This window comes from Glycomyces sp. NPDC046736 (assembly GCF_040645615.1).
Classification (GTDB): Bacteria; Actinomycetota; Actinomycetes; order Mycobacteriales; family Micromonosporaceae; genus Glycomyces.
Genome location: NZ_JBEYYO010000002.1, coordinates 159,897 through 182,864, shown reverse-complemented (window position 1 = coordinate 182,864; position 22,968 = coordinate 159,897). Strand labels below are relative to the sequence as shown.

The following is a 22,968-nucleotide window of genomic DNA, read 5'->3' as shown; positions in this document are numbered from 1 at the left end:
CTACTCCTGGTCGGTAGAGGGGTCGGGGGCGCTGTCGTCGGGCGGTGCGGGCATCTTCGCCTTGGGCAGGGCGGCTCGCCAGTACTCGCGCCCCCAGAGGGAACGCACATGATCGGGGCCGGTGAGGCCGTTGGACAGTGGTCCCTGGCGCTGGAAGGTGAGCAGGTCGTCGGCGAAGAGTCCGTAGTCGAAGCCGATCTTGGCGGCGCGGAGCTGCTTGACGAGGTGGCGTGCGTGGTAGGTGATCTCGTCGTAGCTGGAGGCCGAACTGACAGAACTGAATCGCTTGTAGACGGTGCCGTCCGCGTTCACGGTCGCGAGCCACTGCACGGCGTTCGCGAAGCTCGTGCCCGGGGTGTGCATCCGCTGATCGCGCTGGGACTGCTGGTGGAGGGCGAAGAAGGTGACGGCGGTGTGGAGCGCCCGTTCGCTGGGCGTGGCTCGGGGATGGGTCTCGTCGTCGTAGCGGCGGTGATCGAGTTCGAGAAGCGCGTCGGGTAGCCAGGCGGCCTCCAGGCCCGTGGTGCCGGGTTCGGCGTTCACTGCGTGGCGGAGCTGGGCGAGCGTGGCGATCGCGTCGGGGCGCTGCTTCAGGTATCGCGCCTGGAGTCCACTCACGACTTCGGCGACATGCGCCCCGAAGGGCCTGGGCCGCCTCGGGTTTCGCGGTCTTCTGATCCGCCCGGCGTGGGCGCCGTCGGTGAAGGGGTTGTCGGCCATCAGGCGGGCTCCTCTGGTCTGGGAGGGAACGCCAGTGCGAGCGCAAGGCGCAGCCGGTCGCGGAATCGCAGTTCCGCGAGCGGGGTGTTGATGAGGTCTTTGCCTTCGCCGCGCCCGACCCACGCGGCGGGTCCGGCGGCGGCGACGAGTCGCGCGCCGTGGTCGCGGACGACCTGCCAGACGGTCCGCTGCCATTCGGCGCGTGCCGCATCGGTGTCGGTGTCGGGTCCCAGTTTCGCGAGCCAGACGCGGTAGCGGTCGTCGAGCGCGGCGTACGCGGTCACCGAGGCGGCGATGCCCGCGCCTTCGACGCCGTCGCGTCCGCCCGCCGCGCGGGCGAGGTCACGAGCAAGGGCGGCGAGGGCCCAGACGGACTTCTCGGCTTCGATCACGGCGTCGGCGACGGTGATGGCGAGTTCGCGGTTGTCCGCTTCGAAGAGCGCGACGGCGACGCTGAGGCGGTCGTCGATGATCTCGGTGATGACGGCTTCCTGTGTGCCGTATGCGATACCGGTCGCGTGATAGTGGACGGTCCTCTCGCGAGCGATGAGGCCTCGGTTGCTGGCGAAGCCGATCCAGTCGACCACCTTCGGCGGCAGGAACTTGGCTCCCGCAGTGCTACCGGCGGAGAGCGCGGGGAGGCTGGCGCTCAGGCCTCTCCACACGTTCCGGTCGGGGTCGTGTCGGCGCGGGAGGTAGATCGGCTTGGCCGACTTGAGGAGCTTCTGCTGGTGCTCGCTGCGACGCCATACGGTCATCGGCTCGTTCGCGAACTGGTCGCGCAGTTCGAGCTTGTCTCCTTGGCAGATGAGCGCCCCGGTGACGCCGGTGTCGTCGGCGACGAGGCGGAGTCTCCTCGACTGCCAGGTGTAGAGGTCGCACAGGCCCTTCGGGATGCCGGGCGGTTGGCGGTCCTCGGGCGTGGGACCGTGTGGGTCGCGTTCCCAGACGGGGATGTCGTCCTCGTCGGGGGCGTCTTCGCCGTAGAGGAACTCGTCGGGGATCAGGTTGAGCATCAGGGTCTCGGCGAGGTTGTCGCCCTCGGCGTAGACGCCGCCGAGGCGGCCGAGGGAGCCCGGTCCGATCGGATAGCTCTTGCCGCCCTTGGCTCTCGGGTCGCCCTCGGCGGCGCCCTTGATGCCGGAGAGGTCGAACGCGTGGCAATGGACGAGCCACCGGGCCGCCTCGGCGAAGTCCATGCGTTCGAGGCCCTCGGCGGCGCGGGTGGCGTACTTGGGGTTGCCGGTCGGGACGTCGGCGATGAACGCCGCGAGCCCGAGTTCGGTCTTCTTGGTGGTGAGGTCGGCGACCTGGTAGAAGGGCGTCTCGGGGTGGAAGAGGTCGAACCGGGAGCGGTGTTCGGCGAGGTAGTCGGCGATGTCCTCGGCCGGGAGGCGCTTGGCGTCCCACAGGTCCTTCCAGTCCGCGAAGGTGGCCGGTCCTTCGATCGCCCGGTGGACGATCGCGAGGGCGAGCCTGAGGATCGGCAGGGCCTGGGTGGGGAGGTCGCCGGTGATGCGCGTGAAGTCGGCGGCGTCGCCGAAGAGCGTGGTCAGGGAGACGGTCGCGGGACCGCCGTGGTGGCGTTCGACCAGAATCCAGGGGTCGTCGATGAGGTTGAATTCGGGGGTCACAGTTTTCGTACCCGCAATCCGTCGTGTCGGTCGTAGTCGAGGTGGAAGCCGGCGAGGTCGGTGCCGTGTTCGAGGTCGATGTCGAGGACGAGTTGTCCCGCAAGGGGTTTGGAGTCCTGCCAGGCGTCGAGCCAGGGCAGGCGGGTTTCGAGGGCTTCGAGCACGTCCGGGCCGGACATCGAGGCCGGGAGGTTGAGGGTGGTCGCGGCGAGGGCCCTCGCCAGGGTGTCGTCGGGGGTCGTGTCGGTCGGGAGGGTCACGCCGCCGAGGCGCGGCAGCCACGGCAGGGTGGTGAACGTGTCGCCGTCGCGGGCGATGAGCAGGACTTCGAGGGTGTCGACGGGGATGTCGCGGACCATGGCCCGCCCTTCGGGGGCGGTCTCGTCGGGGAGGGGGACGCCTCCGTGGAGCCAGCCGAGGAGCGGCTGCCCGGGGGCGGATGGGGATCGGAGCCGGTGTGTGGCGGCTCGATCGCGTTGTTCGGCGCGCTTCGCGAGGTCGTCTTCCAGTGCGGCCGATATGGCCTTCCGCCAGGACAGAGGGCCGATGTCCATTGTGCTGTACGCGGCTTGGACGAGGGGGGCGATGTCACCCGGAAGGATGACCATGCGCTCGCCGTCGAGGAACGGGAGCAGGGCTGCGGCCGAGCGGAGCAGCGCCCAGTTCCGGTAGACCGCGATCGATCCTCGGACCGCTTGGGGCACTTCGGCTTCCCAGTCGACTCCGGTGATGTGGCAGCGGGCGGGGCGGGTGCGGTAGGCGCGTTCGTGGCGGTGGAGGCGGCCCATGCGCTGGAGGACGAGGTCGACGGGGGCGAGGTCGGTGACGAGCACGTCGAAGTCGATGTCGAGGCTCTGCTCGGCGACCTGGCTGGCGACGACGATGTGCTTGGCGGGCCGCTCGTGGCCGTTCTCGGGCGGGCCGAAGCTGTTGCGCAGGAAGGTGTCCTTCTCGGCGCGGTCGGGGGCGGTGAAGCGGGAGTGGGCCACGGTCACCATGTCGCGGCCGAACGTCTCGCGGAGGACTTCGGCGGTTTCCTGCACGCGCCGAACGGTGTTGCGGATGACGAGCGCGCAGCCGCCGCCGTCGAGTTCGCGTTGCAGGGTGGCGATGAGCGTGTCGGGGTCGTCGTTGAGTTTGCGCAGCTCGACGGCGGTGGCGCGGCCTGAAGGAGCGACGCGTGCGACGGTGGCCGGACCGGTAGCGCCGCCGGTGATCACGGCGGGGTAGCCGATGTCGCCTTGGAGTTCGGGGTGGAGGACCCGCGGCTCGGGCCGCCTGGCGCGGCGGCGGCCTCTGATCGGTTGGGGGCCTTGGCGTCCCCTCTGGTAGGCGGCCATGAGCTCGGCGCGTCTGGCGGCCGGGAGGGTCGCCGAGAGCACGATGACCGGGACGTCGTATGCGGCGAGCCATTCGAGGGCCATGTCGAGGTAGACGCCCATGTAGACGTCGTAGGCGTGGGCCTCGTCGATGATGACGACCTTCCCGGCGAGGCCGAGGTGGCGCATCGAGAGGTGCTTGGCCTTGAGGGCGGCGAAGAGCAGTTGGTCGACGGTGCCGATGACGAAGCTGTTGAACATGGTCTTCTTGCGCCCGGCCATCCACCGGTGCGCGATGAGGTTCGCGCGCGATTCGCGGTCGTCCTGTGCCACGGCGGCGGGTTCGCCTCGATGGAAGAGCCTGGTGTAGCGAGTGTTGAAGTAGGCCTTGGCATGTGCGAGCGCGATGCTGTGCGCGCCGCGATCGCGGTCGTGGTCGGGGAGGCGGGCGGCCCAGTCGAGGGCGCGCGCGAACATCGCGTCCGATGTGGCCTGAGTGGGCAGCGCGAGATAACAGCCGCCCGCGCCGCAGCGGGCCGCGAACGCTTCGGCGGCGAGGAGCGCGGCTTCGGTCTTGCCTTCGCCCATGGGGGCTTCGATGATCATGAGGCTGGGCGCGGGGGCGGTGGTAGCGGCTTCGAGGGCTGCGGCCTGGACGGGTCGGAGTCGGTGGTGGTCGGGGAGTCCGAAGCGGACGGTCAGGAGATCGTCGGCGGGCTTGGGCGCGACGGCGTTCCAGGGGGCGGTGAGGTCGAGTTGGTCGAGGCCGGCTTTGATGCGGGTGGGGTCGAAGGCGGTGTCGGTGCGGTAGGGGAAGAGGTCGGGATTGCTGGCGATCCAGTCGGCCATGATGACCAGGCCGGTGACGAGGACTTGGACCTGTTGCGGGAGTTGGACATCGCGCCAGGCGGTGAGCCGGTCGCGGACGCCGGTGGACTCGGCGGCCCAGTCGAGGAGTTCGAACTGGGTGTCGCGCCAGAGTCGGCCTTCGGGCCGGGACCAGCCGAGCAGGTGCGGGCGGTCGAGGGCGCCGACGCATTGGGCGTCGTCGGGCGGGAATCCATGGTGGCCGCCGACGACGACGCTGAACTGGGCGGTGCGGGAGGTGTCCCAGTGGTGGCGCTTCTCGAGCCAGCGGTCGAGGATGAGCATCCCGGCGAGCTCGTGGCGGGCATGGGCGCGATCGGCGTGGACTTGCAGGCGGGCCTTGAGGCCCTCGGATTCCATGCCCGCGAAGAGCTCTGGAACTTGGATCGCGAAAGCGGGACTGGCCTTGCCGATGTCGTGAACGCCAGCGAGCCAGGTGCAGAGCAGCAGCGCGTCGTCGTCGCCGCCGGGCAGCGCGGCGGCGATGAGTCGCCGGACCGAGGCGGCCAGGAAGTGTTTATACAGGTGAGCGGCCACAGCCGCGGAATCGGACAAGTGGCGGTGGAGCGGCATCCACGCGCTCGCATCCGAGTAGGAGGACTTCCCCCAACAGCTTCGCGCCGCGGGCGACAACCGAGCGGCATCCCATACAGGTTCCAGCGCACACCTCACACGTGAGACTTACTCGCCGACCACTCACGGTGATTAGACCACACCGCGGAGGACGCGATCCACAGTGGTCAAACTGGTGCGAGTCGGCGTTAGGCGCGCTTTCGTGCTCTTGGATGCCGCCTGGTCTCAGCGGTTGAGTTCGTAGACCTTGCAGGGGACGTTGACTTCGGGGACCGTCGTCTCGCGTTCGAGGGTCATGCCGAGTTTTTCGGCCACTCGGATCGAGGCCGTGTTGTCCCTGTGAATGCAGGAGACGAGGCGGGTCATGCCGATGTCGTTGAAGGCGAACCCGATCGCGGCGCGGGCGGCTTCGGGGGCGTAGCCCTTGCCCCACCGGTCGCGGGCGATGCGCCAGCCGACCTCGACCACCGGGAGGATCTCGGGGAGGAAGTTCGGGACGGCGAGGGCGGCGAAGCCGACCAGGTCGCTGGTGTCCGTCTCCACCACCGCGAACGTGCCCCAGCCCTGCTCGTCCCAGGCGCGCCTGGACTTCACGATGCCCTCGCGGGTCGCCTCGCGGTCGCGCGGTTTGCCGTCGCCGATGTAGCGCATGACTTCAGGGTCGGCGTTGATCGCCGCGAACGCCTCAAGATCGGCCTCGGCGAACGGCCGCAGGATCAGTCGTTCGGTCTTCAATTCGACGCTCATGCAGCGGCCCCTCATCCCCGGTGTTGCCCGTGTCGGCCGAGCAATTGTGCTCGCTTCCGCTCCGACCGGCAACGTGGTTACGCGGATACCCAGGTCATGAAGAACACCAGACTGATCTGAGCCCCGATATCGGGGACGCGCGAAAGCCCGCCCACCGTCGACCGGCGGGCGGGCTTTCGACAGAGGATTCAGCGCATCGAGTTGACCATGCGGGCGTAGTCGCCGAAGGCGTGGTCGATCATGTCCGGGTCGAGCCCGTAGTGGCCGAGGCTGTACTCGTGGCCGCGCTTCATCCACGGGCGTTCAAGGGCCGCACGGAGGTTGTCCTCGTCCTTGCCCTGCCACCGCATGTCCAGCTTCGCGAAGATCGCGGGCATCTCCTCGTACGGGTTGGCCGTAAGCTGGTGGTACGACACGTCGACCACCCGCTCGCGCGGCAACGTCGTGCGCACGTCGCGGCCCACGCGCACCATCTGCGAGAGCATCTCCAGCCACTCCTTGCCGATGTCGTGCGGGTCGTACTCGCGGTTGCACAGGGCCACACCGGTCTCCATAAGGGAGCACCACGAGCCCATGACCGTGTTCGGGTCCCGGTGCGTCCACATGATCTTCGCGTCCGGGAAGACCTTGATCAGCTTGTCAAGGTGCTCAAGGTGATACGGGGACTTCAGGACCCAGCGACGTCTCGGGCCGCCGAACTGGAGGACCTGGAGCACCTTCTTGTAGTACTCGAAGTCCGGCAGGAAATTGCGCTCCTCAAGGAACTTGCGGTACCCCGGCATGCTCGCGCACACCAGCCAGTTGCGGCCGTGCGGCAACGCGAACACACACTCCTCGGGCGATTCGGGCTCCATCGCGTGGATCATCGGCAGCACCGGGGAGAACTTGTGCCCGAACGCCGCCGAGCGCTTCGAGACCTTGATGCGGCGGCGGCGCACCGCGTCGGGGATGTCGGCCCGGTCGGTGGCCTGGAGCTCCCACATCAGCGGCGCGCGGTTGCCCTCGTGGCGCGCGAGGATCTTGTGCGCCAACGTGGTCGCCGTGCGCGGCAGGCCCGTGACGATGATCGGGGCCTCGATCGGCTCGTCGGCGATCTCCGGGTGCTGCGAGAGCAGGCGGCGGACGCGGAACCGGTTGGTCATGCGCCCGCGGACGTCGCTGGAGATGCCCGTCCACCCCAGGCCCGACAGGGACCGCACGCTCGCGGCCTGCCGCAGCAGGAAGCGGTACTCCTCAAGGAACGCGTCGTCCCCGGCGGCCGTGCCGCCCGACGCCTGCTCGGCCTGGCGCACGAGCTTGTCGAAGGTCGCGTCGACGTTCGCGCGCTGGCGGTTCGCCGACGCCTGCGTCAGCGCGTTCATGGGGCCGACCATTCGGGATACGCGTCGCACGTGATCCGGTCCTTTCAGAGGGGGCGCAGAGGGCTCGCCTGCGAATCCTGACACGGACCGGCACGAGCGGTGCGCGCGGGCCCTCCTGCGTCCCAAGTGATCGGACGTCGGACCGAATCGTCCAGCCTCCCTTAGCGACTCGGCAGCCCGAGTCGCTCCAGCACCTCCCTGAGCAGGTGCCGCCCGCCCATCGACTCCGGGCCCTTCAAACGAGTCAGGATCCGGGCCGTCCAGTCCCCCGGAAGGCCGAACCGCTGGTTGTAGGCCCGCAGGCGCTCGTCGTAGACCCCCAGGTGCGCGTCGGAGCCCGCCGCGTCGTAGCGCTCGCGGTGCAGGACCGCCTCGCGCGGCAGACGCGGCTTGACATCGGCCCGCTCGGTCGGATCGGGGTGGCCGACCGCGAGCCCGAACGGCGCGATCGCGTGCGGCGGCAGCTCCAGTTCCTCGGCGACCTCCAAGGGCCGGTTGCGGATCGCACCCACGAACACCGAACCGAGGCCGAGCGAGGCGGCCGCCAGCACCGCGTTCTGCGCCGCCAGCGCCGTGTCGATGAACCCGATCATCGTCGTCTCCAGGTAGTCGGCCGCGTCCAGGGTCGCGCCGCTGCGGACTGCGAGCCGCCGGGCCCGGCCCAGGTCGGCGACCCAGACCAGGAACAGGGGCGCCCCGGCCACGAAGTCCTGCTCGCCCGAGAGGCGCGCGAGGCGGGCCTTGCGCTCCGGGTCCCGAACGGCCACGACGCTCCACGGCTGGAGGTTCGAGGAGGTCGGGGCCGACTGGGCGGCCGTCACGAGAGCGTCGAGCTCGGCGTCGGAGACGTCCCGGGGGCCGAAGCGGCGCACCGATCGGTGCGCGAGCTGGAGGCGCAGCACCTCGGTGTCGACGCCGAGCGAGGCGTCAGGATCGCCGTATCGCGCTGCGGCGGAGAGGGATCGGTCGAGTTGGTCGGTCATCGCTGTCCCAGGCCGGTGCCGTGGACGCCGTGCTCGTCGATGAGTTTGAGTTCGTCGTCGCTCAAAGGCGGGAAGTCGAGGGCCTGTGCGTTGTGGTCGAGCTGCCAGGTCGAGCTCGCGCCGATGAGCGCCGAGGTGACCTCGGGGCGGCGCAGGACCCACTGGAGGGCGAGCTGCGCGAGGGACTGGCCGCGGTCTTTCGCGAGGGTGTTGAGGGCGGCGGCGCGTTCGCGGTAGACGTCGTCGATCACGTCGGGTTTGAGGAAGGCGCTGTTCTTGGCGCGGGCCCCGTCGGGGATGTCGGTGAGGTACTTGTCGGTCAGGAGCCCTTGGGCCAGTGGGGAGTAGACGACGAGGCCGAAGCCGTCTGCGGCGGCGAGGTCGAGCAGGCCGCTGCGTTCGGGGGTGCGGTCGAAGATCGAGTAGCGGGGCTGGTGGACCAGGAGCGGGACGCCGGCGTCACGCAGGAGCACGACGGCCTCGTGGGCCTGCTCGGGGCTGTAGTTGGAGACGCCGACGTAGAGGGCCTTGCCCTGCTGGACGGCGCCGGCGAGCGCGCTGACGGTCTCCTCGATGGGGGTGGTGGGGTCGGGGCGGTGGTGGTAGAAGACGTCGACGTGGTCGGTGCCGAGGTCGCGGAGGCTGTGTTCGAGGGAGGTGAGGAGGGTCTTGCGGGAGCCGCCCTTGAGGTAAGGGCTGGGGCCGATGGGGTTGCCGGCCTTGGTGGACAGGAGGATCTCGTCGCGGTAGGGGGCGAGGTCCTTGGCGAGGACGCGGCCGAAGAACTGCTGGGCGGCGCGGTGCGGGGGCCCGTAGCGGTCGGCGTTGTCGAAATGGGTGATGCCGAGGTCGAAGGCGTGGAGGACGATGTCGCGCTGGGTTTCGTAGGCGTAGTCGGTGCCGAACTTCTGCCACAGGCCGAGGGAGAGCGCGGGGAGGTCGAGGCCGGAGCGGCCGGCGCGGCGGTAGGGGTGGTGCTCGTACCGGTCTGCGGCGGCGGCGTAGGTGGTCTCGAAAGCGCCGTGTGCCATGGGAGTCGCCTTTCGGTTGCGGGTGCGGGCGCTCGCGGAGGAGGCGAACGACCCTCGCATAATCTACACTACTTCTATAGGATAACTATAAAAATACTGCTCGCGATCTAAGGAGACCCTCCCATGAGCGCCGAATACCTCTGGTACATCCCCAATCAGGTCGAGCCCGGCCACCGCGGCGACGACGCCGTCGAGGGCCACAACAGCCTCGCGACCCTCACCGGCCACGCGAAGGCCCTGGAGGAGCACGGCTGGGGTGGGGCGCTCATCGGCACCGGCTGGAGCAGGCCCGACACGTTCACCGTGGCCACGGCGCTGGCGGCGCAGACCTCGACCTTCAAGCCGCTCATAGCGATCCGTCCCGGCTACTGGCGGCCCGCGAACTTCGCCTCGGCCGCGGCCACGCTCGACCACCTCACCGGCGGGCGGGTCCTGGTCAACATCGTCTCGGGCCAGGACAACCTCGCCGCGTACGGCGACAGCGAAGGCGACCAGGCGCAGCGCTACGCCCGGACCAGGGAGTTCATGCAGCTCGTGCGCAGGCTCTGGACCGAGGAGCGCGTGACGTACGAGGGCGAGCACTTCAGCGTGACCGACTCGACCGTGACGCCGCGCCCGGTCGTGCTCGGCGAGCGGCGCCACCCGCGGCTGTACTTCGGCGGCGCGTCAGAGGCCGCCGAGCGCACGGCCGCGGCCGAGGCCGACGTGCAGCTGTTCTGGGGCGAGCCCCTCGACGGGGTCCGCGAGCGCATCGAGCGCCTCAAGAACCTCAGCGACAAGCTCGGCCGCGAGCACGCCCCGCTCGAATTCGGGCTGCGCATCACGACTTTCGTGCGCGACACCACCGAGCAGGCCTGGGCCGACGCCGAAGCCAAGGTCGAGGCGCTCGCCGAGGCCAAGAAGGGGACGCGGCGCGACTTCGACCGCCGCACCGCCGTGGGCCAGCAGCGCCTCCTCGACCTCGCCGAGCGGGGCGACGTCCTCGACGACAACCTCTACACCGCCCCCGGCCGCTACGGCGGAGGCGGCGCGGGCACCACCTGGCTCGTCGGCTCCCCCGAAGACGTGGCCAAGTCCCTGCGCAAATACGAAGCCCTCGGCATCACCCACTTCGTCCTCTCCGACACCCCCTACCTCGAAGAGATCAAACGCCAAGGCACCCAACTGCTCCCGCTCCTGAGAGGCTGACGCGCCGTCAGGCGTGGGCGCAGAATTCGTTTCCTTCCGGGTCTGCCATGAGGATCCATTTGGCGCCGTCCTCGTCGTAGGCGCCGAGGCGGGTGGCGCCGAGGGTTTCGAGGCGGGCGGCCTGGGCCTCGTAGTCGTCAGGGCCGTAGTGGAGGTCGAGGTGGAGGCGGTTCTTGACCGTCTTGGGTTCGGGGACTTGCTGGAAGAGCAGGCGCATGCCCTGGCCGACGCCGGTGCGGGGGTCAGACGGGGCGTCGGGGTCGCGCACGGCCGCCGCCGTCTTCCAGGCGAGGCGGCCGTCGACCTCGGTCACGGCCTCGCGCGGGGCGAACCCCTGGTCGAGGAGCGTCTGGATGAACGCGGAGTGGTCCTCGACCTCGTAGCCCATGGCCTCGGCCCAGAAAGCGGCGAGCAGATGCGGATCGGCGCAGTCGACGCAGACCTTGAAACTCAGTGACATGCCCGAATCGTAAATGCGACCACCGACATCCGCCGGGTCTTCGCCCGAATCGGGTCACCCCGCGGCGAACACCAAGAGCGCCAACGCGAAGCACACGAACGAGATCGTGTTCGCCACGGCCCGAACGTTGTTCCACAAGGTCCACGGGGCCTCGTAGCCCGCGCGCACCCCGTCGAGGTCCTCGTTCGCGTCCGGGTCGCCCGCCGCGTCGAGCGCGTTGTTGAGCGGCACGTTCAGCGCGCTCGTGACCAGGAACATCACCAGATAGGACACCGCGCCGCCGAGCACCCACCATCGCGCATCGGTGCCCCACAGCACGAACACCGAGGCGATCGAGACCAGCAGCCCGCCCATGAACAGGCTCATGAACAGCGGATTGATGATCGCCACGTTGACGCCCTGCATCGCCTCGACCAGCGTGCGCGCGCTACCGCGCCGCAGCCCCGGCATCACCGCGTACGAGAACCCGGCGAACAGCCCCGCCGTCAGACCCGACGCGAGCAGCGCCGCCAGCAGCACCGCCGTCTGCGCCGCGCTCATCGCGCGCCCCGCTTCGCACCCATCGAAACGCCCGCTTTCCCTGTCCGGAGCGCAGACCGCGCCCGCTCCTCAAAGGTAGGTGACGCGGATCGCCGGCGAGACACCGCCCACACGCGCGGATCACACTGCGTCACCGCTGCTCATTCGGGTTGCGTCGCAAACCACACCATATATACCGACCTGATAACAAATTCGGTCCAGTTCGGGTGTGGCGGCATCAAAATTAACTTTGACCGGCGACTATCCAGGTATGCCTTCTGATTCGAGCCGGCCTGCGACCGAACGCAGGAGCGCCAACATCACCGATCGCGGTGTGACGGTCGCCGACCGAGCCGTGGTCAGCCAGATCATCACCCCGCTGCGACGCTACATCCCCATCGGCTGGTTCGACTGGGAGCCGTTCGCGCGGCGCCCGAAGAGCTGGTGGCCCGACCTGGCCATGTTCGTGGGCTTCCTCGCGCTCGCCTACCTCGTGACGTACCCGTCGTGGCTGGTGCGCCTCGACTGGACCGTGCGCATGTGGGCCGTCGACGCCAACGACACGATCTGGCTGCGCGACCTCGCCAAGGCCGGCGCCGAACTCGGCCAGGCCCGGACGGTCGCGACCGTGACCCTGTTCATCGCGATCTGGTGCGCGCTGCGGTCGCGCTCGATCCGGCCGCTGCTGATGTACGTGATCTCGTTCATCACCCTCGCCTCGATCCTGGGCTTGAAGCACCTCCTCGGCCGCCCCCTCTCGCATCACCCGTTCCAGCTCGAACAGGTCTCGCCCGAAGGCCCGCTGCTGTTCACCTACTTCGCCGAGGGCGGCGGCGGCAACATCCCCGACGCGACCGCGTTCCCCTCCGGGCACGCGGTCAACTCGATCCTGCTGTTCGGCCTCATCGTGATGCTCATCGGCGGCGTCCTGCCCGCGTGGGCCCGCTGGCTGCTGCTCCTGGCCCCGCCGGTGATCGTGTTCTGCTCCCAGGTCTTCCTCGGCCAGCACTGGCTCTCCGACGAGCCGGCCGGGTTCCTCCTCGGCCTGATCATCATCCGCATGGCCAAGCGCGTGCCCTGGCACACCATCCCGCTCGGCCCGATCAAGGTCTTCGACCCCGCGACCAGGCGCACGATCCTCATCTCGACGCTGCTCATCGTGGGCGTCATGATCACCCCCACGCTGCACCTGGTCCCGGCGCTCATCTCCGCGGCCGTGCTGCCCACCCTCGGGCTCATCTGGCTGTGGGCCACCACCAAGACCGCCGAGCGCCAGCGCGCACTCACCGTGAGCGGCCCCGAAGAGCCCGAGATCCCAGCCCAGCCCACCGATGGCCAGCGCCGAACGTGAGCGTGGCATGTTAGCGTTTGGCCCGTTGAGAGCGGTGCCGCGCCCGAGTACCGAGGCACAGGAAAGGTCTTTCTCATGAGTATCGCGATCGTCACCGGCGCCGGGGGGCTCATCGGGTCGCAGTCGGCACGCCACTTCGCCTCCCTCGGCATGACCGTCGTCGGCATCGACAACGACATGCGCAGCTACTTCTTCGGTCCCGACGGCTCCACCGGCTGGAGCGTCGACGCCCTCCGCCGCGACCTGGGCGAGCACTACGTGCACGTGGACGCCGACATCCGCGACCGCGAGGGCCTGGACGCGATCTTCAAGCGCTACGCGGGCGACATCGAACTGGTCGTCCACACCGCCGCCCAGCCCAGCCACGACTGGGCCGCGGCCGAGCCCTTCACCGACTTCGACATCAACGCCGGCGGCACCCTCAACGTGCTCGAATGCACCCGCCACCACTCCCCCGAGGCCGCGTTCATCCACTGCTCCACCAACAAGGTCTACGGCGACACCCCCAACTCGCTGCCGCTGGTCGAGCTGGAGTCGCGCTGGGAGATCGACCCCTCCCACATCTACCGGGACGGCATCCGCGAGGACATGTCGATCGACGCCTCGCTGCACTCGATCTTCGGGGCCTCCAAGGTCGCGGCCGACGTCATGGTCCAGGAGTACGGCCGCTACTTCGGCATGCACACCGTGGTCTTCCGCGGCGGGACCCTCACCGGCCCCGGGCACTCCGCGGCCGAGCTGCACGGCTTCCTCGCGTACGTGATGCGCGTGGCGATGGAGGGCCGCGCCTACCGCGTGTTCGGCTACAAGGGCAAGCAGGTCCGCGACGCGATCCACTCCTCCGACGTGGTCGCCGCGTTCGAGCGGTTCTACCGCAACCCGCGCGTCGGCGCGGTGTACAACCTCGGCGGCGGGCGCCACTCGAACTGCTCGGTGCTCGAAGCGCTCGACATCGCCGGGGAGCTCGTGGGCCGCCCGGTCGAACGCGAATACGTCGAACAGAACCGCGTGGGCGACCACATCTGGTGGATCGGCTCGAACGCGAAGTTCCAGGAGGACTACCCCGAGTGGTCCCAGAAGTACGATGTCAACCTCATCATGCGCGAGATCTTCGAGGAGAACCGCGACCGCTGGAAGACCAGCTAGTGGCCGCCTCCGACAAGCGCTCCGTCCTCGGCACGCAGGTCGACGCGACGACCTACGCCGCCGCGGTGGACGAGATCGCCGCCGCGGCCCGGGACGGGAGGCCGATGGCGGTCACCGCGCTCGCCGTGCACGGCGTGATCGAGAGCCACCGCCAGGAGTGGCTGCGCGCCGAGCTCAACGATTTCGACCTGGTCGCGCCCGATGGGCAACCGGTGCGGTGGGCGCTGAACCTGCTGCACAAGGCCGGTTTGAGCGACCGGGTGTACGGCCCGCTGCTCACCATCAAGGTCTTGGAGCGCATGGCGGCCGAAGGGCTGCCGGTGTACTTCTACGGCAGCACCGCCGAAACCCTTGAGGCCCTTCAGAAGCAGCTCGCCGAGCAGATCCCCGAGCTGCGGATCGCCGGGGCCGAGGCCTCGCAGTTCCGCCTCAGCGAGGACGACGACGCTCACTTGATCGCCGAGCGCGTCAAGGCCTCTGGTGCGCGGGTCCTGTTCGTGGGCCTGGGCTGCCCGAGGCAGGAGCAGTTCGTGTATCAGATGCGCCCGCATCTGGACATGCCGCAGCTCGCGGTGGGCGCGGCTTTCGACTATCACGCGGGGAACCTGCGGATTCCGCCGCCGTGGATGCAGCGCGCCGGGCTCGAATGGCTGTGGCGGCTCGGGCTCGAACCCAAGCGGCTGTGGCGGCGCTATGTGCTGCTCAACCCGCTGTACGTCTCGCTCCTGGCGGCCCAGTGGCTGCGTCTGTGGCGTCCGGGTCCGGCCAAGCCCGGTCCGGAGCCTCGGCGCTTCCCGGTCTGAGAACGCCGAACGGCCGCGGTGCTCCTTTATGGAGTGCCGCGGCCGTTCGCTTGCGCGTCATGACTTCCGGTAGGTCTGGACCGACTCGCCGGAGTCGAACGTCAGGTTCTCGACCAGCGCGTACGGCGTCGGATCGAAGGCCCCGTCGAACATCGGGACGCCCTTGCCCACGATCACCGGGTGGCGCTTGATCACGATCTCGTCGATCTCGGGCGCGAGCGCTCCGGCGAGGCGACCGCCGCCGCACAGCCAGATCCCCAGGCCCGGTTGGGCTTTGAGTTCGCGCACGAGCGCGATCGGGTCGGCGTCGGTGAAGGTCACTCCCTCGGCCTGCTCGGGGGCGGGCTTGGAGGAGATCACGTACTGGTCCAGGGACTGGTAGGGGCTGTAGTCACCGTCGGGGACGCCCATCTCGTAGGTCTTCCGTCCCATAAGGACGGTGTCGTAACTGCGGTTCGGCACGCCGGCGGTGCCGATCATCTCGCGGAACCGGGTCGGAACGGTCTCGGGCCGGATCTCGTTCATGGCGGCGGTGAGGTCGGGTTCGATCGCGAAGAAGTCGAACTCGTCGCCGGGTCCGGCGATGTAGCCGTCGATCGAGACGCCGATGTAGTAGGTCAGGGTGCGGGACTGCGTGCGCATATACACTCCGTTTGAAGTACTATGAATGAAGTGGTTTGAACTTACCACTACACCCGGAGTGGTGTCAACCGAGGAGGCCGCAATGCGCCAGAACCCCGAGCGGCGAGCCGCGCTCATCGACGCCGCGATCGAAGTCCTCGCAGGCCAGGGGGCCCGCGGGCTCACGTTCCGGGCGGTCGACAAGGAGGCCGGGGTGCCGGTGGGCACCGCGTCGAACTACTTCGCGAACCGCGACGATCTGCTGATGCAGGTCAACGGCCGGGTCTTCGAGCGCCTCGACCCCGACTCGACGGTGATCGACGCTTCGATGGCGCTCCCCCGCACCCGGGCCAGCGTCGACCGCCTCCTCCACGAGATGGTCGAGCGCCTCACGGCGTTCCCCTCCGGCCAGCTCGCGATGCTCGAACTCCGCCTCGAATCGGCGCGCCGCCCCGAGCTGCGGGCCGCGATCACCGAGCAGGTCCGCGCGAACCTCCAGGAGAACATCGACTTCCACCTCGCCTCGGGCCTGCCCGGCGACGCCGACTCGGTGGTCCTGCTCTACTTGGCGCTCAACGGCCTCATCGTGGAGCGCTTGACCCTGCCCGACCTGTTCGACGAGGCGCGGGCGAACGCGCTCATCACCGAACTGACCGAGCGGATCATCCAGAACCCTTAGGGGCCTTGCGGAACGCGCGTGCGTTGGCGAGGACCACGCCGCCGATGACGACCGTGCCGCCGATGATCTGCGACGCCGTGTACGGGTCGCCCGCGAGGATCGTGAACGCGGCGGTGAAGACGGTGATGAGGTTGAGGAACACGCCCGCGCGGCCGGGCGGGATGGCCGTCAGGGCGTGGTTCCACAGCAGGTAGGAGAGCACCGACGGGAACACGGCGATGAACAGCAGCGACCAGAGCGCGCCGCCGCTCGCGGGTAGGGTGGGGCCGCCGGTCGCGAGGCTGATCGGGGCCAGCGCGACGACGGCGATGAACGCTTGCACGGCAGTCGAAGTGACCGGCGGCAGCCGCGGGCCGCGGCGCCCGATCACGGTGTACGCGGTCCACGCGGCGATCGCCCCGAGCATGAGGGTCTCGCCGAGTCCGAACCCGCCGCGCAGGAGCGTGGCAGGGTCGCCGTCGCCGAGCACCACGAGGACGCCGACGAGCGCGATGACCACGCCGCCGATGGCGAGCGGGGTGAGGCGCTCGCGCAGGAACACGGCGGCGGCGAGGGTGATGAGCGCGGGGTTGAAGGCGTTGACGAGCGAGGCGCTGAGCGCGGTCGTGTGCTCAAGGGCCGCATAGAGGAAGAGGTTGTACCCGAGCATTCCGAACTCGCTGAGCACGAGCAGCCACGGCCACGCCCGCAAGACGGCACGCCAGTCGGGCCGCTCGACGATCTGAGCGATGACAAGGAGCGGCACGAGCGCGATCCCCCAGCGCAGCAGGACGAGGCTGAGGGGTTCGATGGTCGCGACAGCGCTGGCGCCGACGAGGTAGTTCCCGGCCCAGAACAGCGTCGCACCGATGAGAGCGGCAGCGGCGAGCAGGACGGCACGGCGAGAGGGGGTGCGGGAGGCATTGGAAGCGCTGCGCTGGCCGGAAACTCCCGGCGGCTTCGCCTGCGGCGCTGCACCTTCCGAGCCCGACTTTGCGTCGTCCTCGCTCGCGAGCGAGGAGACCTCGTCGGCATCCGCGGCGCCGCGATGGCCGGGCACTTCCGGTCGCTTCGCGTGCGGCGCCTCACGCTCCGGGTTCTTCTCTGCGTCGCCCGCAATCGCGGGCGACGCGACCGCACCGACCTCAGCAGCATCCGCGACACCGCGCGAGCCAGAGACTCCCGGCCGCTCCGCCTGCGGCGCTTCGCCCGCCGACGCCGCCGTTGCCTCACCCGAACCGTCCGCGCTCGCGGTCGCCTCGACCTCGGCGGCGTCCGCGACACCGCTCTGGCCGGGCACTTCCGGTCGCTTCGCGTGCGGCGCTTCGGGGCGGTCGCCTGCTTCGGCGTTGGCGGGGCTCATTCAGTTCACTCCGGGGGCTTTGTGGTTGTGGCGCAGCCGATGCGGTGGGCGGGCGTCGGCGTGCGAAGTCGCGGCGGGTTAGGGAGGCCGCCTGCGCCCGCCCGGCGGGCGGTGGTTCGTTCGCCTACTCGTTTCGGGCGGTCACGATCCACACCGCGCCCGGCACGCGGAACACGCCGTCGACCCGGCGCGCGCGCAAGGCCTCGCGCACCTCCTCGACCGCCGCGTTCCAGCCGTCCTCGCCCACGCGCTCGACCAACTGCTCGCGCGCGAGGCGTCCCACGCCGGTGTTGAGCACGCCCGCGAGCCGCTCCTCGACTCCGTCGCTGCCGTCGATCCCGTAGTCGCACACGAAGTCCAGCGGCTCGACCGCGACCGAGGACCACCCCGCGTCACTCAAGATCCTGGCGGTCCTTTCAGGATCGGCGAGCGCGGAAGGGCCGGGCTCGCCCGGGCCCGGCTCGGCGGGCTTGGGGTCGAGGCGGTCGTAGAGGAGGCTGTTCCCGACCGTGAACATCGGGTTCTCCTCCTCGGTTCGCCAGCAGGCGAACGCGAGTTTCGCGCCCGCAGCGGCGGCTCGCCGAAGGTTCGCGAACGCCGCCACCGAGTCGTCGAAGAACATCACCCCGAAGCGCGAGACCACCCGGTCGAAGGGCCTGCCCGGCAGCACTTCGAGCAGATCGACGGTCTGCGCGTCGCCGACGAACACAGTGGACTCAGGGACCCTGCGGCGCGCGGCCTCGGCCATCCCCTCGGCGATGTCCACGCCGCAGACCTCGGCCCCGGCGTCCACGCTCGCCTTGAGCAGCGTGCCGGTCCCGCACCCGACGTCCAGGACCCGTTGCCCCGCACCGAGTTCGGCCGCGGCGAGGATCCTCTCCGTCACCGGCGCGAACACCGCGTCGAAGATCCGCTCGTTCTTGACCCATCCGGCGGCGCCGCCGGCCCAATTGGTGCGCATCGTTTCATTGGCCACACCGCCACCATACTGAACCGCCCAGTGCGCCCGGCGTCAGATGCGCAGCCCCTCGACCAGCGCCGCCGCCGATCGGGTCGCCTCCTCAAGGCGTGCCCGGTGCTCGGCCTCGGGGGCGGCCGCGACCCAGCGCGAGGCGTCGGCCATCGCCCCGTTGATCATGGTGGCCAGCGCGATCGGCGACACGTCCGCGGCCACGATGCCCCGCGCCCGGGCCTGTTCGACCACTTCGGTGAGCGTCGCGATGCACGCGGCCGAGGTCTCCTCGATCGCGTCGGGCAGCACCGAGGGCGCGTCGGTGAACATGATCCGCTGGAACCGCGCGGTCTGCGTCAGCTCGATGTACGCCCGCGCGCGTTCGGCCAGCGCCGCCAGCGGGTCCTCGTTGGCGCGCAGGATCGCGCGCAGCTGCACGCACAGCTCGTCGTCGAGGGTCCGCACCACGGCTTCGAGCAGCCCGCTCTTGCCGCCGAAGTGGTGGTAGAGCGCGCCGCGGGTGAGCCCGACCGAGGCGGTGAGGTCGTCCATCGACGTGGCGGCGTATCCGCGGTCGCCGAAGTGCTCGCGCCCGGCGGCGATGAGCCGCTCGCGGGTGCGGTCGAGCATCTCGGCGCGGGTGCGGCGCTCGGTCTTGGGCATGTGTCCATCGTAGTGCAGTCGGTGACCTGCGGTTTCATTCACATACGTGACGCATGTCAATTGGCATACGTCGCGTATGCGAGTTACGGTCATTCGCATACACGGCGTATGCGAATTCCGCCCTCGATGAACGGACGACCCGAACCCATGACTTCCACCAGCACCGCGATCCGCCCGGACGCGCCACCGTTCCCCTGGATCCCGGTCCTGGCGGTGGCCCTGAGCACCTTCAGCGTGGTCACCGCCGAGATGATGCCCGTCGGCCTGCTCACCCCGATCGCGGCCGACCTCGGCGTGGCCCCGGGCCTGGCCGGGACCTCGCTGACCATCACCGGCATCGTGGCCGCCGTCCTCGCCCCGCTCACGCCCACGCTCATCGGGCGATCCGACCGCCGGACCGTGATCGCGGCGTTCCTCGGCGTCCTCGCGGTCGGCAACGCTCTCAGCGCGGTCGCCACCGGTTTCGCCCTTTTCGCGCTCGGCCGCGTGCTCATCGGCGTCGCGATGGGCGTGGTGTGGTCCCTCGCGGCCGGGATCGGCCCGCGCCTGGCGCCCGAGCGGCACGTGGGCCGCGCGATGACGATCGTGTTCTCCGGCGTCTCGATCGCGATGGTCGCGGGCGTCCCGCTCGGCACCTTCGCCGCGGGCCTGCTGGACTGGCGCGCGGCCTTCATCGGCCTCGCGGCCCTCAGCGCCGCCGCGGCGGTCCTGGTCCTGACCCGCCTCCCGCGCCTGCCCGCCGCCGAGCGCGCGAGCCTGCGCGGCCTGTTCTCCCCGTGGCGGCACCGCGGCGTCGCGACCGGGCTGCTCATCACCGCGCTCGTGGTGATCGGACACTTCGCGGGCTACACGTACGTGCGCCCGGTCCTGGAGTCCGGCGACATGACGCCCGGGTTCATCGTGGCCGCGCTCGTGGCCTTCGGCGGCGCGGGCGTGGTCGGCAACTTCATCATCGGCGCTTATGCGGCGAGGGAACCGCGCCGGGCCCTGCTCATCGCCGTGGGCGGCATCGTGATCGCGGCAGCGCTGCTGCCGTTCGCGGTCGCCGACGCGATCACCGCACTGATCACGGTCGCCTTGTGGGGCTTGGTGTACGGGTCGATCACCGCGTCCACCGGAGCATGGATCCGCGCGGCCGACCCGACCCACGTCGAGCAGAGCTCGGCCATGTGGTCCGGGGTCTTCAACGCGAGCATCGCCCTCGGCGCGCTCGTCGGCGGAGTCGTCTTCGAAGCCGCGAGCGGCCCTATTCTCTTGTGGACAGCTGCGGCCCTGGTCCTCGCCGGCTGGTTCACGGTCCTCCTGGGCCGCGCCCGCGAACGCTGATCACTCGCGGGCGCCGACGAGACGGATCGGCGGCGTGCGCGTCGCCGACCACGCCGTCACCGCGCTCGTCACCGCGACCACGACCGCGGTGCCGGCCGCGAGGGCGATCAACAGCGGCCACGGCACCTCGATCACGTTGAGGCCGATGAGGTTCCGGATCGCGATCGAGACGCCCAGCACCGACGCCGACGCGGCGAGACCGCCGAGGAGCAGCCCGATCAGCACCACCGCTTGGGACTCCGCCACGGCCGATCGCACCACCTGGCCGCGGGTGAGGCCGGTGACGCGGGCCGCGGCGAACTCGCGGCGGCGGCCGGACGCGGCGATGACCACGGCGTTCACGATCGCGATCACCGTGTAGAGCATCGTCAGGCCCAGCAGCACGATCATGAGGTCGCGGGTGAGGCGCTCCTTTTCGGCGGCGGCCCGGTCGACCCAGGCCTCGACGGTGGCGACCTCGCCGAACTCGCTGAGCCGCCAGGCGGCCACGTCGGCGTCCGCGCCCGAGTCGAGTTGGACCACGTGCTGCCACGGCCCGGCCTCGGGTGGGGCCAGGTCGGGCGAGAGCAGGAAGTTCGGGCCCGCCACGGTCGGCGCGAGCACGGCCGCGATCCGGACCTCGACGTCCTCGCCGTCCAGCCGCGCGGGCAGCACGTCGCCCACGCGCCATTCGCGTTCGGTTCCCTCGCTGGGGCTCACGGCGACCGCGGGCCCGGTCAGGTCGGCGAGGTCGCCTTCGACGACCTCCACGGCATGGGTCTGCGCGTAGGCCTCGGGGTCGACCACGAGGCCGAACCGAGGCTCGTACCACGTGTCTTCGTACACGGTGAAGCGCAGTTCGAACATGATCTCGGCCTCCGCCGAGACCGCCGTGACGCCATCCACTTGCGACACACCAGGGTCGCGGTCGGCCGTGGTGACGACGAGATCCCCGTCCACTGCCGCCGACTGCTCCTGCCTCGCCGCTTCGTTCATCGTGACGAGCGTGCCGCCGATGCTGGCCGTGAACGCCACCAGCACCATGATCGGCGCGGCGGTCGAAGCGCTGCGGCGGGCGTCCGAACGCAGGTTCGCCACCGTGAACTCGCCCAACCGGCCGCGCATGACCAGCCCGAACAGTCCGCCCACGAGCGGCACGAGCAGCGGGGCCAGAGCACTGAAACCGATGATCAGCGGCACCGAGACCAGGAACGGCGTGATCTGCACGAACCACACCGGCTGCGGCGCCGACCCGGCCGGGAACAGAGCGAACAGCACCGCTGCGCCGCATAGGAACACCAGGCCGATCGTCCAGCGCGAGGCGGTCATGACCCGTGACGCGCTGCCGCTGTCCCGAAGGGCCTCAAGCGGACGCACCCGCGAGGCCCGCCACGACGCGGCCAGCACCCCGAGCACCGCGATGAGCACCCCGGACCCGATCGAGACCACCAGAATCCAAGGCCGCCAAGGCACGTCGAAGCCGGGCGGGGCCAGCTCGAAGCGGTCGAGCAGCCAGACCTGGAGACGCAGCACCGGCAGACCCACCGCGATGCCGAGCACGGACCCGATGAAGCCCAACAGGATCGCCTCGCCCACCAGGAGCCTGCGGACCTGCCCGCGTCCCGCGCCGGTCATGCGCAGCAGCGCGAGTTCACCGCGGCGCTGCGCCACCGCGAACCCGAACGTCGAGCTCACGATGAACACGGCCACGAACGAGGCCAGGCCGAGCACCAGCGACAACAGCGTCATCGCCCCGTCGTAGGCCCAGCTCAACGCCAGTGCCGCCTCCTCGCTCAGCCCGGGCGGGATCGGCGCGGTCGCGGCGGCCACGAGCGCCAGCAGCGAGGACTGCACCAAGGCCACCCCGAGGCACACGGTGAGCACCGCACCGGCGAAGACCTGCCAGCGGTCGCGGAACGTGTGCCATGCCAGGAGCAGCACCTCAGGCCTCCAGCCGCGCGAGGCGATCAGCCACATCCGCTGTGGACGGACCGTCGAGCGTGTCGATCACGCGGCCGTCCTTGAGGAAGACCACCCGGTCGGCGCTGGCCGCGGCGGCGGGGTCGTGGGTGACCATGACGGTGCTCTGGCCGTGGTCGTCCACCATGGATCGCATCAGCGCGAGCACGTCCTTGGCGGCCTTGGTGTCGAGCGCGCCGGTCGGCTCGTCGGCGAAGAGCACCGCGGGCCGGGTGACCATCGCGCGGGCGATGGCCACGCGCTGCTGCTGGCCGCCCGAGAGCTCTCTGGGGCGGTGCCTGCGCCGCTCGGCCAGGCCCACGGCGTCGAGCACGCGGTGGACCTCGCGGCGGTCGGGCTTGCGCCCGGCCAGGCGCAGCGGCAGGGCCACGTTCTGCTCGGCGGTGAGCGCGCCGATGAGGTTGAAGGCCTGGAACGCGAACCCGACCTCGGTGCGGCGCAACCGGGTCAGGTGGTCGTCGGAGGCGTCGGTGATCTCCTCCTCGCCGATCCAGACCTGGCCCGAGGTGACCCGTTCGAGGCCCGCCGCGCAGTGCAGCAGCGTGGACTTGCCCGAGCCGGAGGGGCCCATCACGGCGGTCCATGAACCGGCGGGGAACGCGAGGTCGACGCCGTCGAGGGCCCGCACGGCGGTGCCGTGCGCGCCGTACACGCGGGTCACGCCGTCGAGGCGGACGGCCGGGGGCGGTGGGGCGGTGTGGTTCACCGCGCCAGCCTACGTCCG

The 22,968-nt window shown here is 70.1% G+C and carries 21 protein-coding genes; 6 read left to right on the top strand and 15 right to left on the bottom strand.

Features of this window, described 5'->3' with window-relative positions:
* The 7 genes from casB to AB0B28_RS02740 form a co-directional block, all read right to left on the bottom strand.
* A complete protein-coding gene (gene casB / locus AB0B28_RS02770) occupies positions 1-720 on the bottom strand; it encodes a type I-E CRISPR-associated protein Cse2/CasB (protein ID WP_360115392.1) in 720 nt (239 codons plus the stop codon).
* A complete protein-coding gene (gene casA / locus AB0B28_RS02765) occupies positions 720-2,354 on the bottom strand; it encodes a type I-E CRISPR-associated protein Cse1/CasA (RefSeq protein WP_360115389.1) in 1,635 nt (544 codons plus the stop codon). The genes casB and casA overlap by 1 nt, the downstream gene beginning before the upstream one ends.
* Positions 2,351-5,113, bottom strand: a complete 2,763-nt coding sequence (gene cas3 / locus AB0B28_RS02760; protein ID WP_360115386.1) for a CRISPR-associated helicase Cas3' — start codon at positions 5,111-5,113, stop codon at positions 2,351-2,353. The genes casA and cas3 overlap by 4 nt, the downstream gene beginning before the upstream one ends.
* A 225-nt stretch (positions 5,114-5,338) precedes the next feature.
* The gene (locus AB0B28_RS02755) at positions 5,339-5,860 is read right to left on the bottom strand and encodes a GNAT family N-acetyltransferase (protein ID WP_360115383.1); all 522 of its coding nucleotides are present in this window, start codon (positions 5,858-5,860) and stop codon (positions 5,339-5,341) included.
* A gap of 188 nt (positions 5,861-6,048) precedes the next feature.
* On the bottom strand, positions 6,049-7,221 hold the full coding sequence (locus tag AB0B28_RS02750) for a sulfotransferase (RefSeq protein WP_360115380.1): 1,173 nt from the start codon (positions 7,219-7,221) through the stop codon (positions 6,049-6,051).
* A 161-nt stretch (positions 7,222-7,382) separates the two neighbouring features.
* Positions 7,383-8,204: an NADPH-dependent oxidoreductase gene (locus AB0B28_RS02745; RefSeq protein WP_360115377.1), complete on the bottom strand. Its 822-nt coding sequence runs from the start codon at positions 8,202-8,204 to the stop codon at positions 7,383-7,385.
* Entirely contained in the window at positions 8,201-9,235 is a 1,035-nt protein-coding gene (locus AB0B28_RS02740) for an aldo/keto reductase (protein ID WP_360115374.1), read from the bottom strand. The genes AB0B28_RS02745 and AB0B28_RS02740 overlap by 4 nt, the downstream gene beginning before the upstream one ends.
* Before the next feature lie 123 nt (positions 9,236-9,358).
* On the opposite strand from AB0B28_RS02740, the gene AB0B28_RS02735 reads away from it, so the two are divergent.
* A complete protein-coding gene (locus tag AB0B28_RS02735) occupies positions 9,359-10,423 on the top strand; it encodes an LLM class flavin-dependent oxidoreductase (RefSeq protein WP_360115371.1) in 1,065 nt (354 codons plus the stop codon).
* A gap of 7 nt (positions 10,424-10,430) precedes the next feature.
* On the opposite strand, the gene AB0B28_RS02730 is transcribed toward AB0B28_RS02735, so the two are convergent.
* On the bottom strand, positions 10,431-10,883 hold the full coding sequence (locus AB0B28_RS02730) for a VOC family protein (protein ID WP_360115368.1): 453 nt from the start codon (positions 10,881-10,883) through the stop codon (positions 10,431-10,433).
* Positions 10,884-10,937: 54 nt separating this feature from the next.
* A complete protein-coding gene (locus tag AB0B28_RS02725; protein WP_360115365.1) occupies positions 10,938-11,423 on the bottom strand; it encodes an anthrone oxygenase family protein in 486 nt (161 codons plus the stop codon).
* 250 nt (positions 11,424-11,673) lie between these two features.
* Between AB0B28_RS02725 and AB0B28_RS02720 the strand changes: the two genes are divergently transcribed.
* The 3 genes from AB0B28_RS02720 (at position 11,674) to AB0B28_RS02710 (ending at position 14,702) form a co-directional block, all read left to right on the top strand.
* A complete protein-coding gene (locus AB0B28_RS02720; RefSeq protein ID WP_360115361.1) occupies positions 11,674-12,753 on the top strand; it encodes a phosphatase PAP2 family protein in 1,080 nt (359 codons plus the stop codon).
* A 75-nt stretch (positions 12,754-12,828) separates the two neighbouring features.
* Complete coding sequence (locus AB0B28_RS02715; RefSeq protein WP_360115358.1) at positions 12,829-13,899, top strand: NAD-dependent epimerase/dehydratase family protein; 1,071 nt, start codon at positions 12,829-12,831, stop codon at positions 13,897-13,899.
* On the top strand, positions 13,899-14,702 hold the full coding sequence (locus tag AB0B28_RS02710; RefSeq protein ID WP_360115355.1) for a WecB/TagA/CpsF family glycosyltransferase: 804 nt from the start codon (positions 13,899-13,901) through the stop codon (positions 14,700-14,702). Before AB0B28_RS02715 ends, AB0B28_RS02710 begins: the two co-directional genes overlap by 1 nt.
* Before the next feature lie 57 nt (positions 14,703-14,759).
* Here the strand turns inward: AB0B28_RS02710 and AB0B28_RS02705 are convergent, their stop codons facing one another.
* A complete protein-coding gene (locus AB0B28_RS02705; protein WP_360115352.1) occupies positions 14,760-15,344 on the bottom strand; it encodes a dihydrofolate reductase family protein in 585 nt (194 codons plus the stop codon).
* 82 nt (positions 15,345-15,426) lie between these two features.
* Here AB0B28_RS02705 and AB0B28_RS02700 point away from each other — a divergent pair, with 82 nt between their 5' ends.
* Positions 15,427-16,002: a TetR family transcriptional regulator gene (locus tag AB0B28_RS02700; protein WP_360115349.1), complete on the top strand. Its 576-nt coding sequence runs from the start codon at positions 15,427-15,429 to the stop codon at positions 16,000-16,002.
* On the opposite strand, the gene AB0B28_RS02695 is transcribed toward AB0B28_RS02700, so the two are convergent.
* The 3 genes from AB0B28_RS02695 to AB0B28_RS02685 all read right to left on the bottom strand — a co-directional run bounded on the left by AB0B28_RS02695 (position 15,986) and on the right by AB0B28_RS02685 (position 18,959).
* Positions 15,986-17,344: an EamA family transporter gene (locus tag AB0B28_RS02695; RefSeq protein WP_360115346.1), complete on the bottom strand. Its 1,359-nt coding sequence runs from the start codon at positions 17,342-17,344 to the stop codon at positions 15,986-15,988. The genes AB0B28_RS02700 and AB0B28_RS02695 overlap by 17 nt on opposite strands.
* Positions 17,345-17,468: 124 nt before the next feature.
* Positions 17,469-18,305, bottom strand: coding sequence for a class I SAM-dependent methyltransferase (locus AB0B28_RS02690; RefSeq protein WP_360115343.1), 837 nt, complete (start codon positions 18,303-18,305; stop codon positions 17,469-17,471).
* A gap of 51 nt (positions 18,306-18,356) precedes the next feature.
* Positions 18,357-18,959, bottom strand: coding sequence for a helix-turn-helix domain-containing protein (locus AB0B28_RS02685; protein ID WP_360115340.1), 603 nt, complete (start codon positions 18,957-18,959; stop codon positions 18,357-18,359).
* A 147-nt stretch (positions 18,960-19,106) separates the two neighbouring features.
* On the opposite strand from AB0B28_RS02685, the gene AB0B28_RS02680 reads away from it, so the two are divergent.
* Entirely contained in the window at positions 19,107-20,285 is a 1,179-nt protein-coding gene (locus tag AB0B28_RS02680; protein ID WP_360115337.1) for an MFS transporter, read from the top strand.
* On the opposite strand, the gene AB0B28_RS02675 is transcribed toward AB0B28_RS02680, so the two are convergent.
* Positions 20,286-22,205, bottom strand: a complete 1,920-nt coding sequence (locus tag AB0B28_RS02675) for an ABC transporter permease (RefSeq protein ID WP_360115334.1) — start codon at positions 22,203-22,205, stop codon at positions 20,286-20,288. It lies immediately after the preceding gene.
* Between the two features lies 1 nt (position 22,206).
* A complete protein-coding gene (locus AB0B28_RS02670; protein WP_360115331.1) occupies positions 22,207-22,950 on the bottom strand; it encodes an ABC transporter ATP-binding protein in 744 nt (247 codons plus the stop codon).
* Between the last annotated feature and the right edge of the window lie 18 nt (positions 22,951-22,968).

Coding starts and splice junctions, on each gene's coding strand:
- casB (WP_360115392.1), bottom strand. CDS start 720: ATGGCCGACAACCCCTTCACCGACGGCGCCCACGCCGGGCGGATCAGA.
- cas3 (WP_360115386.1), bottom strand. CDS start 5,113: ATGCCGCTCCACCGCCACTTGTCCGATTCCGCGGCTGTGGCCGCTCAC.
- AB0B28_RS02755 (WP_360115383.1), bottom strand. CDS start 5,860: ATGAGCGTCGAATTGAAGACCGAACGACTGATCCTGCGGCCGTTCGCC.
- AB0B28_RS02750 (WP_360115380.1), bottom strand. CDS start 7,221: ATGAACGCGCTGACGCAGGCGTCGGCGAACCGCCAGCGCGCGAACGTC.
- AB0B28_RS02745 (WP_360115377.1), bottom strand. CDS start 8,204: ATGACCGACCAACTCGACCGATCCCTCTCCGCCGCAGCGCGATACGGC.
- AB0B28_RS02740 (WP_360115374.1), bottom strand. CDS start 9,235: ATGGCACACGGCGCTTTCGAGACCACCTACGCCGCCGCCGCAGACCGG.
- AB0B28_RS02735 (WP_360115371.1), top strand. CDS start 9,359: ATGAGCGCCGAATACCTCTGGTACATCCCCAATCAGGTCGAGCCCGGC.
- AB0B28_RS02730 (WP_360115368.1), bottom strand. CDS start 10,883: ATGTCACTGAGTTTCAAGGTCTGCGTCGACTGCGCCGATCCGCATCTG.
- AB0B28_RS02725 (WP_360115365.1), bottom strand. CDS start 11,423: ATGAGCGCGGCGCAGACGGCGGTGCTGCTGGCGGCGCTGCTCGCGTCG.
- AB0B28_RS02720 (WP_360115361.1), top strand. CDS start 11,674: ATGCCTTCTGATTCGAGCCGGCCTGCGACCGAACGCAGGAGCGCCAAC.
- AB0B28_RS02715 (WP_360115358.1), top strand. CDS start 12,829: ATGAGTATCGCGATCGTCACCGGCGCCGGGGGGCTCATCGGGTCGCAG.
- AB0B28_RS02705 (WP_360115352.1), bottom strand. CDS start 15,344: ATGCGCACGCAGTCCCGCACCCTGACCTACTACATCGGCGTCTCGATC.
- AB0B28_RS02700 (WP_360115349.1), top strand. CDS start 15,427: ATGCGCCAGAACCCCGAGCGGCGAGCCGCGCTCATCGACGCCGCGATC.
- AB0B28_RS02695 (WP_360115346.1), bottom strand. CDS start 17,344: ATGAGCCCCGCCAACGCCGAAGCAGGCGACCGCCCCGAAGCGCCGCAC.
- AB0B28_RS02690 (WP_360115343.1), bottom strand. CDS start 18,305: ATGCGCACCAATTGGGCCGGCGGCGCCGCCGGATGGGTCAAGAACGAG.
- AB0B28_RS02685 (WP_360115340.1), bottom strand. CDS start 18,959: ATGCCCAAGACCGAGCGCCGCACCCGCGCCGAGATGCTCGACCGCACC.
- AB0B28_RS02680 (WP_360115337.1), top strand. CDS start 19,107: ATGACTTCCACCAGCACCGCGATCCGCCCGGACGCGCCACCGTTCCCC.